This is a genomic window from uncultured Maribacter sp., from assembly GCF_947496775.1.
Taxonomy (GTDB): Bacteria; Bacteroidota; Bacteroidia; order Flavobacteriales; family Flavobacteriaceae; genus Maribacter_B.
Window position 1 is genome coordinate 588,669 of record NZ_CANMDU010000001.1, and the last position, 13,824, is coordinate 602,492.

The window sequence follows — 13,824 nt, forward strand, 5'->3', positions numbered from 1 at the left end:
ATCAAAATTAATCAATAATTTTATACATCTAAAAGAAAATATATGGTTTCTACACCTACTACATTTCGTTTCGGAGAAGATCGGCTTACCACTAGTATTGCACTATCTATTGCAGATGGCAATACCAAAGTCATAATCTCACCAGAACAAAGAGGTAAAATTAGGCTCTCCGCTAAAAAAGTAACCGCAATTGTAGATAAAGGCGAAGCTGTTTATGGCATTAATACAGGCTTTGGCCCTCTTTGCACTACTAAAATATCTAAAGAAGAAACCCAAATATTACAAACCAATATTTTAAAGAGTCATAGCGTCGGTGTCGGCAAACCTATTGCTACAAAGATTTCAAAACTGATGCTTATTCTAAAAGCACAATCCTTAGCCAAAGGGTTTTCGGGTATTTCAGAAACAACTCTTGACCGAATTTTATGGCATATTGATACTGATGTAATACCTGTAGTTCCCTCGCAAGGTTCCGTTGGAGCCTCTGGAGATTTAGCGCCATTATCGCATTTGTTTCTTCCATTAATAGGTTTAGGCACGGTACAATTTGAAGGAGAAACAATTACAGTAAAGACTTTATTTAAGCGTAAGAATCTAAAACCCATAGAACTTGGACCAAAAGAAGGTCTAGCGTTAATAAATGGCACCCAATTTATAGCAGCACATGCTGTGAAAGTGGTAGACAAGTTGCAAAGTTGCTTGTCACAAGCAGATATTATTGGCGCTATGATGATTGAAGGACTCCAAGGCTCCATAAAGCCTTTTTATAAAGAATTACATGAATTACGACCTTTTAAAGGTAATATTCATGTAGCTTCCCGAGTAAAGTCGCTACTACATGGTTCAGAAATTATGGAAGACCATATCGACTGCGAACGTGTACAAGACCCCTACTCTTTACGTTGCATTCCTCAAGTACATGGAGCTTCTAGAAATGCGTGGCTACATTTAAAAGAACTGGTAGAAATTGAGCTTAACTCGGTTACAGACAATCCTATTATTATAAATGAAGAACTAACTATTAGTGGTGGTAATTTTCATGGACAACCACTTGCTATGGCATTAGATTATGCTTGTTTAGCTGCTTCGGAAATAGGAAATATATCGGACCGTAGAATCTATTTAGCCCTAGAAGGCAATAGTCCCGGAGTACCTAAATTATTGATGGAAGATACCGGAATAAATTCTGGTTATATGATTTTACAGTATACCACTGCTGCATTAGCTAGCGAAAACAAAGGGCTTTGCTTTCCATCGAGCGCAGATAGTATACCCACTTCTTTAGGGCAAGAAGACCATGTAAGCATGGGGTCTATAGGTGGTAGAAAAGCCTTACAGGTTATTGAGAATGTAGAGAAAATATTGGCTATTGAACTATTGACTGCTGCACAAGCATTTGAATTTAGAAAACCTCTAAAATCTGGAATTCTATTAGATGAAATTCATAAAGAAATACGTACTAAAGTTGCCTTTGTAGACAAAGACCGCGTATTCGCTGATGATATCCAAACTGGGATTAAAATTGTTCAAAACAAAACTATCATTCATGTGATTAATGAGACTTGTAAAAGAGAAGATATATCACTCCAAACAGAATATTCCAACGAATTTGAAGTATATTAAGGATATGCAAAAACAAACACTCATCGGGCCATTTTCACAGGTAGTAACCATGGCTAACTTACCTTTAAAAGGGACACTTAAAGAGGACCAACTTCAAGTAGTTCCAGAAGGCGGAATCCTAATAAAAGACACTATTATTGAAGCTATTGGAAACTTTGAAGAGCTACTAGAAAAATATAAAACTGCTGAAGTAATTATTCTAAAAGGGAAACACGTTTGTCTTCCTGGTTTCATAGATGCACATACGCACATTTGCTTTGGAGGAACAAGAGCTAATGACTATGCCATGCGTAATGCTGGTAAAACGTATTTAGAAATAGCAAAAGCTGGTGGTGGTATTTGGGATACAGTAACCCAAACCAGAAAAGCTACCCAAGAGGAGCTTACCAAAAACACTATAAAAAGAGCCAATCGTCATTTAAAAAATGGCGTTACTACAATAGAAGTAAAAAGCGGTTATGGCCTTTCCGTGAGAGAAGAGCTAAAAATGTTGTACGCCATAAAAGAAGCAAACGAAACTACAGTATCCGATTTAATTTCTACTTGCTTAGCTGCGCATATGTTACCTAAAGATTATGAAGGCTCCGAAGAAGAATATTTAGAGGAAATATCTACGCAGCTTTTCCCTTTATTGAAAGAAGAAAATCTTACTAACAGAATAGATGCTTTTATAGAAGAAAGCGCTTTTTCTAAAGAACAAATTACCCCGTATTTTAAAAGGGCAAAGGAATTAGGTTTTGATATCACAGTTCATGCCGACCAATTTTCTACTAGCGGTAGCCAAACTGCATTAGAACACAAAGCCATAAGTGCAGACCATTTAGAAGCTAGTACGGAAAAAGAAATTAACCTTTTAGCAAAAAGTAATGTTATATCTATGGCGTTACCAGGTGCTTCATTAGGTTTAGGATGTGGCTTTACTCCTGCAAGAAAAATACTAGATGCTGGTGGTGCCTTAGCAATTGCAAGTGACCACAACCCTGGTTCTGCTCCTATGGGAGATTTACTAACCCAAGCCTCTATATTAGGGGCTTTTGAAAAACTCACTAATGCAGAAGTTTTAGCTGGAATAACACATAGAGCAGCAGCTTCTTTAAATCTGGAAGACAGAGGACAGTTAGCCAAAGGTTTCCTTGCAGATATGAGTGTTTTTCACACTAACAATTATAACGAAATTCTATACAACCAAGGAAACTTAAAACCTTGTATGGTCTGGAAAAATGGCACATTAGTTTACGATAAGCACAAATAGTATGATTGATTTTAAAGCAACAATACTACAAGGAATTCCATCAGAATTACCTCCAAAAAGAATACGTTCTTCAAAAGTAAATCATGCGCCAAAACGAAAAGATATTCTTTCTAAAGAAGAAAAAAAACTAGCCGTTCGTAATGCTTTACGTTACTTCCCAAAAGCATGGCACTCTGAATTAGCTCCAGAATTTGCAGAAGAGCTAAAACAATATGGTCGTATTTACATGTATCGCTTTATGCCAGAATATAAACTATATGCAAGGTCTATTTCTGAATATCCTGCTCAGACTTCTCAAGCTGGTAGTATTATGCTAATGATTCAGAATAATTTAGACCCCGCAGTGGCACAACACCCAGAAGAACTCATCACTTACGGTGGAAATGGTGCTGTTTTTCAGAATTGGGCACAATACCTATTAACTATGCAATTTTTGGCCACCATGACTAATGAGCAAACATTACATATTTATTCAGGTCACCCAATGGGGTTGTTTCCTTCTACTAAAGAAGCTCCAAGAGTTGTGGTAACTAACGGCATGATGATTCCCAACTACTCACAACCTGATGATTGGGAGAAATATAATGCACTTGGTGTTACCCAATATGGACAAATGACTGCTGGTTCCTATATGTATATTGGTCCTCAAGGTATTGTTCACGGTACTACCATTACGGTAATGAATGCTTTTAGAAAAGTATTACAAAAGGATGAAACTCCTAATGGAAAAATATTCTTAACTGCAGGATTAGGAGGCATGAGCGGCGCACAGCCAAAGGCAGGGAATATTGTTGGTTGTATAACCATTTGTGCAGAAGTGAATGAAGCCGCTGCTCGTAAAAGACATGAACAAGGTTGGGTAGATGTACTTATAAACGATATTGATACCCTAGTATTTAGAACAAAACAAGCTAAAGCGCAAAAAGAAGTAGTTTCTATTGCTTTCATTGGTAATATAGTTACGGTATGGGAACGTTTTTATGAAGAAGAAATTTTTATTCATTTAGGCTCTGACCAAACATCATTGCATAATCCTTGGGCTGGTGGTTATTATCCTGTTGCTATTTCTTTTGAAGACGCCAATCAAATGATGGCTAATCAACCAGAAAAATTCAAAAAAGAAGTCCAACAAACATTAAAGAGACACGCTGCTGCTATACATAAACATACCGCAAAAGGAACGTATTTCTTTGATTATGGTAATGCTTTTTTACTAGAAGCTTCTCGTGCTGGTGGCGATGTAATGGCAGAAAATAATATCGATTTTAAATACCCTTCTTATGTACAAGATATATTAGGACCTATGTGTTTTGATTATGGTTTTGGCCCATTTAGATGGGTTTGTACTTCAGGAATACCAGAAGATTTAGACAAAACAGATGCTATAGCATGTGAGATTATGGAGCAAATAAAGTTGGATTCTCCAGAGGAGATTCAGCAACAAATGCAAGACAATATTACTTGGATTAAAGAAGCTAAAAAGAATAAATTAGTGGTAGGTTCCCAAGCTCGTATTTTATATGCCGATGCAGAAGGAAGAGCTAAAATTGCGGAAGCTTTTAACCAAGCAGTAAACTCTGGAGAACTTTCTGCCCCTATTGTATTAGGAAGAGACCACCATGATGTTAGCGGAACCGATTCTCCGTATAGAGAAACGAGTAATATTTATGATGGTAGTAAATTTACTGCCGATATGGCTATACACAATGTTATTGGGGATAGTTTTCGTGGGGCTACTTGGGTATCTATACACAATGGCGGTGGCGTAGGTTGGGGAGAAGTTATCAATGGTGGCTTTGGAATGGTATTAGATGGTTCTGATGAAGCGTCTAAACGACTTAAAAACATGTTGTTTTATGATGTAAATAATGGTATTTCTCGTAGAAGTTGGGCTCGTAATAAAGAAGCTGTTTTCGCCATTAAAAGAGAAATGGAACGAACTCCAGAACTAAAAGTTACAATTCCTAACTTAGTAGAAGATAATCTTTTAGAAGAATTGTTTTAATGCAGAATTACGAAGCACCAAATAAAGAAAATTGGTCTGGAAGAAATTCCGAAGATCAAAGCTATATTCATGAAAAAGTAGAATGCATTGCTTTAGACGACAACTTAAAAAAAGTCCTGCCAAAAAGTATTGCTCTTCTTGGCTACGCCTGTGATGATGGAGTAAAACGCAATCAAGGTAGAATTGGGGCTGTAGATGGACCAAACATACTTAAAAAAACGTTGGCCCCTATGCCAAATCCTATATCCCAAAAAACACATCTTTATGATTTAGGCAATATAGAATGTTTGCAGGAGAATTTAGAAAGTACACAAGAAAGTTTATCTATTACAGTTTCTAAAATCTTAGAAAGAAAATGCTTTCCCATTATTTTAGGAGGTGGTCACGATATTGCGTACGGTCATTACAATGGTATTAAAAATGCTATAAGTAAGAATAAAAAAATTGGCATCATAAATTTTGATGCGCATTTTGATTTACGTTCCTATGAAAACGGGCCAAACTCTGGGACTCCTTTTTATCAAATTGCAAAAGATTGCAAGAAAGAAAACACCCCTTTTAACTACTTATGTTTAGGGATTAGAAAAGATGCTAATACCAAATTACTATTTAAAACCGCTAAAAAATTTAATGTTGAATATATCTATAATTATGATTTTAATATACAAAATTTAAAAAGTGTAATTCGGGCTATAGACTCTTTTATAAACAAAGTAGATGTAGTTTATACTACTATAGATTTAGATGGGTTTTCCTCTGCTTACGCTCCAGGAGTAAGTGCTGCTTCACCCATGGGTTTTGCGCCAGATATTGTACTAAAATGCCTTAAAAAAACCATTAGATCCAAAAAACTAATTTCTCTAGATCTGGCGGAATTCAACCCAAAATATGATAGAGATAACCAAACTGCAAAATTAGCATCTTCTATAATTCATTTCCTTTTAAACCAACATAAACTACTGTAAATCAACCCCAAAATAACTTTTACAAAAAAAGCCTCCCAATATGGAAAGCCTTTCATTGGATAGTATCGATCACCATCGATATCTACACCTGGCTTCAATAAAAAATTGAAGCACAACACAACAGTTCAAAGATACTAAAGCTTTTAATATAAAACCATATGTTTCTAGGAACTTTATAAATGGTTAGCGTGTTTTACTTTTTAATTTATTTTTTAAAATTAGCACCATAGGCATTAAATGTATTGGTTACAGGACCAGTTTTACCAGTAGCCACCTCTAGCCACCAAACTTGTATCTTATTATTTTTAAGACGTAAAGAGTATACCATATACTTACCGTCTTTAGACCATGATATATTCGGGTATACAAAACCATGATCTAGTAGCGCTATATTACTTGTCTTATTCGTGTTTAGGTCCAAAACTACCACATTAGTAGCCCAATCAGAAGTCTCATTAATATATACAGAAGCCCCTCCGTTTTCTAAAAAAACCAACTTACTACCATCTGGCGACCAATCTACCACGTCGCGAATACCGGCATAACTTCTATGTACTTCATCATGCGTTATGGTAGTACCCGAAATATCGGAAACATACATTACATTTTTATACACATAAGCCAACCTACCTGTAGAAGACCAAACTGCATTAAAACCATTAAAACCTTCTCCGATTCTATTGCCATCACTATCAATAATATATATAAAACAAACATCATCCGACACATAAACATTACCCCTATTATTTGCACATACGGTTAATGCACCTTGATTTCTATCTTTATTCCAAAAACACCTTTTTACCTCAACATCTAACGCATCAGAGTTAGAAGCATCTTGAAAACCTACGTACTTTCCTGGATTACCTAATGTTTCATAAATAAACTCTTTATCCCCACTTTTTAAATCGTATTTATAAAGTTCAGATTGACTTGCTGGAATTACTGTTGGGTCTGGGCTTGGTAAAGGGTTAAATGTTTTTTCTGCAATAGTTATGCTAGAATTATCGTACCAAAAAGGAATACTAGTTATGTTCTCTGTAGAAATATCTGTATAGTTAACAAAATTGCTACCATCTAAATTTAAAGTTGCCGGTATACTTTCATCTAAATTGGTAACTAAAATTTGCTCTTTAGTTATCCCAGTTGGCATAACATCTGCCTGTATGGTATCCTCTTCTAAAGTAATACGTATATCATCAAAAGATAATTTAATTTCATAGTATGTTGCCATTTCTAATAACAACCATTTAGGGGTTTCTCCCTGCATTGCATTTTCGATAGTTTCTTTATCCAATGACATTTTAATTTTGGTCCAATCTTGACCAATAGCATTTTCATAAATATTTACGAAGGTTGCATTTCTCTTTCCAAAATAATTATAGATATCTTCATTACCCATTAAACTAAAATTAAAGATATCTTCAAAATTTAAATTTATGGGTACAGAAGATTTTACATAAAATGATATGTAAACATTATCTGGTATGGTTTGGAACTCTAATGGGTAATACGCATTGCCATTTAATGTACCTACAAGACTATTGTAATTTTCGCAAGTACCATCAGATTCTAGTTCCAATATTGTATTGCCGTCATAAGCTTCATTAGAATCAAGTATTTCCGTTGTACCACAAGTTACCCAAAGACTATTGTCTTCCTCGAAACTACCATTTAACAATAAATTCTCTGAAAGTGGTTGTTTTTCTGGTATTAAACTTTTATCGTAACCAGAGGCATTGGATATTGGCAATTCTCCTGACTCATCAATATTTTTATTTTCAGAATCTTTCTGGCAACTAATTAGTAGCCCTAAAACAAAGGCTAAAAGAGATAACTTTTTCATATAATCCTATTTTACTTTATCATTTAATTGGATAAAGCAAAATATTGGTTTTTGGATAAAATGGTTAAACACTCAAAAAAAATACCCAAAAACTAGTAGAAAAAAAGCCTTATATCAACTTTTTCTCGTAAGCCATTTTAACTAAACCTGCGGCATTAGACACCTTCATTTTTTTCATTATGTTTTTTCTATGGGTTTCTACAGTTAGCTTACTTATAAATAATTCCTCTGCTATAGTATTGGTAGTTTTACCAGCAGCTATTAACTGTAATACATGTTTTTCCCTTCTAGTTAATCTTGGTGCACCTACGGTACTAAAAATGGCATCTGCTAATATTTTTTTTATTTCTGAATTTAGGTATTCATTACCATTATATATTTCTTTTATTGCAAGAGCCAATTCTTGAGATTTTACATTCTTTAACAGGTATCCTTTTGCGCCATTTTTAAGCATTTGTTTTATTATACTTGGATCACTATAATTACTTAAAGCTAAAATTTTTACGTGGGGATACGTATCGCAAATAAAAGAACAAAGCTCTATACCACTATAGTCTGGCAAATTAATATCTAACACCACTACATTTACAATAGTCGTTTTTAAAAACTTCATTAATTCTTTTCCTGTAGAAAAACTCCCCAAAATTTGTATTCTTGTGTCTGCCGCAAGTGATGCTTGTAAACCATCCTGAACTAAAGGATGATCATCTACAACGACTACTTTAATTCCATGTATTTTCATTCTATATTATCTATTTCTATATTTACGGTAGTACCATCCCCTTTTACAGAATGCATATCTATTTTCCCTTTTAAATAAGCCACCCTATTTTTTAGATTTAAAAGTCCCATTCCTTTTTCTCTTTGCTCTAATTCCATACCATCTCCATCATCTTCTACCGTAATTAAAAGCTGTTTATCTTCTAAGGAACATTCTATTAAAACCTCCTTCGCATTGGCATGTTTTATTACGTTATTAATTAACTCTTGAATAATTCTATAAAGCATTAATAAAGTGTTTTTATCCTTTAAAGACTCTGTATTATAAAATTGAAGAACCATCTTAGTATTATTGTGTTTTAATGTGCTACAATAATCTTCTACGGCAGTTTTTAAACCGTATTTTAACAACGTTTCTGGCATCAGATTTTTAGCAATACTTCTTAGCTCTATTAAAGAATCGTTTAAATTATTTAAAATATCTTCTATGGGTAGCGTAGAGCCTGTTTTGTTATTATCATTAGCAAGTTTAGATAACTTTATACTTATACCAGAGAGTCTACCTCCCAGACCATCATGTAAATCAACAGCAACCCGCTTTCTTTCTTGCTCTACGCCCTCTAGCATAGATTTAAAAACAACCCCTTCTTGTTCTGCTTTTAAAATCTGAATTTCTTGCTTTTGCGCTTGGGCTATTAATATCGATTTTTTCTGCCTATTTCTATATATTATATAGACCAAAGCAAGTAAAAATAATAACGACCCTAAAACAAAATACAACAAATAGCTCTGCGTTTTTTTTCTTTCTAAGGTTAATGCGGTTTCATTATTACTATTTTTTAATGCTAATATTTCTCGTTCCTTTTTTTCACTTTGGTACTGGGTTTCTAAGATTGCAATCTCTTTTAGCACTTCTTCTTTATGTAAACTATCGTTTAAATCTAAATATTGATTTATATAATACAGAGCTTTTTTATAGTTATGCTCTTTTTCTTCATATTTAGAAAGCTCTTGTAATGCATCTAATTCTAAAACGCCATTTTCACCTTGTACTTGTTCATAAAAATTATACATAGCTCTTTTACCATTTTCATGATCCCCCATTAATTTATAGGTTTCATGATAGTGCAGGTATAGCTCTCTTAAATACCTAAACATTTTATTTTTTTTAATAACCTCCATAGATTGCCCATACCTATGTAAAGCTTCTTTAAAATTTCCTTTGGCAGACAAATATCTTCCCCAAGCTTCATGATATTGTTGCCATTGCGGAATATTTGGCATTTGCTCTAATAACTTTCCGGTTTCTTCTAAAACTACTTTACAAGAATTTAGGGAATCTAATTCTAATAAGGTGTGAGAAAACATTAAACGATCCGTTACAAAAGCATTAGGTTCTTCTATTTTTTGATACTGCTTCTCATTATCTTTTAAGTAAAAATATGCTTTAGAATAGTCCTGAATATTTAAAAACGTTATACCAAGATTGGTATTAATAAATGCACTTATCCTATACTGATTGTATTTTTTTGCAATAGGAGCTAGCTTTAATAAATGTTGTAGTTGTTTGTCATCTGATCCTTGATTAGAGTAGGTTGCACTCAAATTAAAAGTAGTTAACACCCATTGTTCTATTAATGCTTCAGTGCTATCTTTCTGCATTAAATTTTCACATATTTCTTTAGAAGCGATATAATAGTTTTGCGCTATTTTCATATCGCTATAATCAAAATAAGCGCCACCTAATGCTGTATTTGCTTTAGCCAACCCAAAAGAATCTCGTGTTTTTTTAAAATAACGCAAAGCTTCAAAACCATAATTAAATGCTTTTGCCGAATCTCTAGAACTATATTGTTTAGAAAGATCACATAAAATATAAGCTCTTTCTGATTTAGAAACTTTATCTAACTTTTGTTCTAAACTATCTAAATATAACTGGGCCTTATTTTGTCCATTAGAGACGATGGAAACTAAAAAGAAAACCACAAAAAAGAGTATACGCATAACATTAAAATGTATTTATGAATATAAGAAACATTACTTTTTATTAAAAACAAACCAACTAATATACCAGTAAACCATTAGAAAATTCTTTTTATCGATATTACTATCTCATTAATTTTTATACCACATAGATTAAATACAAAAAATAGAGATTAAAAAACAACTCTTTACCCTAAGACGAAAAACCTTACATTTAAACGTGTATTTCTTTTTTGCATTATTAACAAGTTTAATTTTGTTGCAGAAAATAATTAACTATTGGGTATGCGTAAATTTGTTCTGCTTTTTGTTTGTTTTTCTTTTTTTATTAGTTCTTGTTCTAAAGAAGAGGTTACTGCTGAAGTACTTTTACCAGATGGTTTAACTCCAGAAATAACTCCTATTGAAGAACCTGTTTCTATTAATTTATCTGCTGCGGCTACAAAAACCAATACCTGGGTTTTTAATATGCAACAAACTAATGGATTATTACAAAGCTCGGAGAATTCGGACTTTGTTTCTCTTTACGATAATGCTTTAGCTGCTTTAGTTTTTATTAAACAAGGAGAACATGCCAAAGCCGAAAAAATCTTCGATTTTTTTAATGGCCAGGTCCAAACCGAATTATTAAACAACACGGGCGGTTTTTTTCAATTTAGAAATGCTAATGGCGAACAAGGTAGTAGAACTTGGATGGGAGATAATGCTTGGTTGTTAATTTCGCTTAATCATTATCATGAAGCTACGGGGACTCAAAAATATGCCTTTATGGCTAACGAACTTGAACAATGGTTGCGATCCTTACAAAAAGAAGACGGAGGGTTAATAGGTGGTTTCAATGAAAATGGCACTGAGATTCCAAAAGTAACCGAGGGTATTATCACTGCTTTTAATGCCGTTCCGGGTTATGATAATTTTCATTCTAACATTCTCTCTTTCTTAGAAAATAACCGTTGGGATAGTACAGAGAAACTATTAACAGCTTGGCCAGAAAATGCAGATTATAAATTTGCCTTAGACCTACATGGTTTAAGTGTTGGTATATTACCAGATTTTCCAATAGAAGCTTTATCTAAAACAGATCGCTACGAAACAACACAAACAAACACTACAAACGGCGAGTTAATAACAGGATATTCTTTCGATGAAGATAAAGATGTAATTTGGTTAGAAGGCACTGCGCAAATTTTAGTGGCATACCAGCAAGCCAATAAAAATGTTGAAGCCAATAATATTATTCAGAATATTGAAAAAACATTTATTAAAAGTACATCTTCAGAAAATGCGCAAGGCATTCCATACACTACAAATCATGGTACATCTTACGGTAGTGGTTTATTATGGGATCATGCGGATCTTACCCCAGCAGTTTCTTCCTCTGCTTGGTATCTTTTTTCTCAGTTAAATTTTAGTCCATTAACTTTAGGGAAAAATAAAAATATTCCGGAAGCAGATAAATTTTGGAATCTTAATTAACATCCAAAAAGTAGGTTATTTTGCAACTGCTTCCTGCTGCACCTTAGAAACACCAGATGCAGCAACCATTCCTAATTCAGGAATTACTAGTAAAGGTATTTGTGTATGAAAAGCAAGTCTTTTTACAACTGGTTCTCTTGTCATTTTTTCCATATAACTATGCTGAAAGTTTAGCATTGCTAATAAATGAATGTCTAATTCTGCGCTAAAAACTTCTAAAGTTTTGGATACCGAATTTAATTCAGACACTGTGTGTACATAGTGTTCTACACCATCAAAATATTTACGTAGCATCCCAAGATTAAAATGTTGTAACTCCGTCAGTGCTTTTATTTCATACTGCACATGTACAATCCTAATTACTGCTTTAAAAGTTTTCGCTAAATCTATAAGAGGTTTTAATTCTGAAGCAGTATAAAAACGATTAAAATCTGTAGCAAATGCAATTTCAGATGGACTAGTAAAATCAAAATATTGCGGAATTGCTAAAACTGGACAGTTCTTTACAGATTTAATAATACGAACCGTGTTACTTCCCATAAAAACTTCTTCTAAACCCGAAGCTCCTTTAGTTCCTGTTACAATAAGATCTATCTTTTTTTCGTCTACAATTTCTTTTATCTCATCTACCAATAAGCTAAAGGATGAAATAGTATTAAAACTATGTTTAGGGTTATTATACCTCTTTTTTATTTTTTGAACTACAGTATGAAGGCCTTTCTTAGATGCTGTATGTACTCCATCCTCAATTTGTCCTCCATTTAATGTCGCCGCCATAAAACGACTGTTAGCAATAGCGGGAGTATAGGTGTTAACCAAATGAAAAACACAATCTTCATTTTTAAAAAGTTCTAAAGCATATTTAGTTGCATTCCATGCATTATCTGAAAAGTCTGTAGGTAATAATATGTTTTTCATGCTATTATTTTAACTAAGCCGTAAAATTAGCATGACAACATTACCAAAACTATGACAAATGTCAGTTTTCAACAAAGTACAGAACTAAAACCACGAAAAACGTATTAAAATAAAGGGTTAAGAGATGTAAGAACATTCATGGAAAAAAACTTAATTACTTAAAGCTACACAGTAGTTATTTAAAGTAAAAGCCCAAAAATAATCCACCTATACCCTTGTTATACAACAATGCACTAATTAAGAAAATTCTTTAATCTAGCGACACAGGAACTTGGAAATTAAGTTCTATAGGACTATCTGCCCACGCCTTAAAAACCATCTACTAAATCTTGGAGTTGTTTTTCATTAACAATACCTATTCTCTTTCCAGATGTTTTTATGTACTCTTTTTTCTTAAATTCAGATATTATCCTAATACAAGATTCTGTAGCAGTACCAACTACATTAGCAATATCCTCTCTTGACAAAGTAAGGCTTAGATACCCTTCTTCATCGACTCCATAATTATTTTTTAGATATAAGAAAGCTTCAGCAATACGCTGCTTTACCGTTTTTTGAGACATATTAACAATAACATCGTCTGCCTCTTTTAAATCATGAGCCATATGCCGTAATACTTCTAAAGTAAAGTCTGGGTTTTTATGCATGCTCTTAGAAATAACCTCTTTGGGAACAAAGCACAACTCCATATCGCTAACAGCAATAGCACTTAAATTAGTAGGTTCTTCTACAACAACTGCACGCTGCCCTATAACTTCCCCCGTTGTTGCCAACTTTACAATTTGGTCCTTACCATTAGCACTAAGTTTAGACATTTTAGAAACTCCATTTCTAACACAGTAAACCCCATTTAGTTTTTCTCCTTCCTCAAAAATAGATTCTCCCTTTTTAATCTTCTTAGTGATTTTAGAATCAGAAACTTCTTTAAGTTCTTCCTTACTCATAGCTCGTAGTGTATTAAACTTACGAACAATACAATTTTCACATCTACTTTCCATACCTGTTATTATTTAGATCTGATTCTACAAATTTACTC

At 33.5% G+C, this 13,824-nt stretch carries 10 protein-coding genes; 5 read left to right on the forward strand and 5 right to left on the reverse strand.

Annotated elements, in window-relative coordinates:
- The first annotated feature begins 42 nt into the window (after positions 1–42).
- The 4 genes from hutH to hutG are packed head-to-tail and all read left to right on the forward strand — an operon-like array spanning position 43 to position 5,845.
- Positions 43–1,623, forward strand: a complete 1,581-nt coding sequence (gene hutH / locus Q0856_RS02730; RefSeq protein ID WP_298502334.1) for a histidine ammonia-lyase — start codon at positions 43–45, stop codon at positions 1,621–1,623.
- Positions 1,624–1,627: 4 nt separating this feature from the next.
- The gene (gene hutI / locus Q0856_RS02735) at positions 1,628–2,875 is read left to right on the forward strand and encodes an imidazolonepropionase (RefSeq protein WP_298502336.1); all 1,248 of its coding nucleotides are present in this window, start codon (positions 1,628–1,630) and stop codon (positions 2,873–2,875) included.
- Between the two features lies 1 nt (position 2,876).
- Entirely contained in the window at positions 2,877–4,880 is a 2,004-nt protein-coding gene (locus Q0856_RS02740; RefSeq protein ID WP_298502337.1) for a urocanate hydratase, read from the forward strand.
- Complete coding sequence (hutG, locus tag Q0856_RS02745; RefSeq protein ID WP_298502339.1) at positions 4,880–5,845, forward strand: formimidoylglutamase; 966 nt, start codon at positions 4,880–4,882, stop codon at positions 5,843–5,845. Before Q0856_RS02740 ends, hutG begins: the two co-directional genes overlap by 1 nt.
- A 205-nt stretch (positions 5,846–6,050) precedes the next feature.
- Here hutG and Q0856_RS02750 read toward each other — a convergent pair whose 3' ends face one another.
- The 3 genes from Q0856_RS02750 to Q0856_RS02760 form a co-directional block, all read right to left on the reverse strand.
- On the reverse strand, positions 6,051–7,691 hold the full coding sequence (locus tag Q0856_RS02750) for a hypothetical protein (protein WP_298502342.1): 1,641 nt from the start codon (positions 7,689–7,691) through the stop codon (positions 6,051–6,053).
- 109 nt (positions 7,692–7,800) lie between these two features.
- Positions 7,801–8,433: a response regulator transcription factor gene (locus tag Q0856_RS02755; RefSeq protein WP_298502345.1), complete on the reverse strand. Its 633-nt coding sequence runs from the start codon at positions 8,431–8,433 to the stop codon at positions 7,801–7,803.
- Positions 8,430–10,415 carry an ATP-binding protein gene (locus Q0856_RS02760; protein ID WP_298502348.1) on the reverse strand — a complete coding sequence of 662 codons (1,986 nt, stop codon included), beginning with the start codon at positions 10,413–10,415 and terminating at the stop codon, positions 8,430–8,432. Before Q0856_RS02760 ends, Q0856_RS02755 begins: the two co-directional genes overlap by 4 nt.
- Before the next feature lie 264 nt (positions 10,416–10,679).
- On the opposite strand from Q0856_RS02760, the gene Q0856_RS02765 reads away from it, so the two are divergent.
- Positions 10,680–11,870 (forward strand): hypothetical protein, encoded by a 1,191-nt coding sequence (locus tag Q0856_RS02765; RefSeq protein ID WP_298502350.1) that lies wholly within the window; start codon positions 10,680–10,682, stop codon positions 11,868–11,870.
- Positions 11,871–11,885: 15 nt separating this feature from the next.
- On the opposite strand, the gene Q0856_RS02770 is transcribed toward Q0856_RS02765, so the two are convergent.
- Complete coding sequence (locus tag Q0856_RS02770; protein WP_298502352.1) at positions 11,886–12,788, reverse strand: universal stress protein; 903 nt, start codon at positions 12,786–12,788, stop codon at positions 11,886–11,888.
- Positions 12,789–13,096: 308 nt separating this feature from the next.
- A complete protein-coding gene (locus tag Q0856_RS02775; RefSeq protein ID WP_298473926.1) occupies positions 13,097–13,786 on the reverse strand; it encodes a Crp/Fnr family transcriptional regulator in 690 nt (229 codons plus the stop codon).
- Positions 13,787–13,824: the final 38 nt, after the last annotated feature.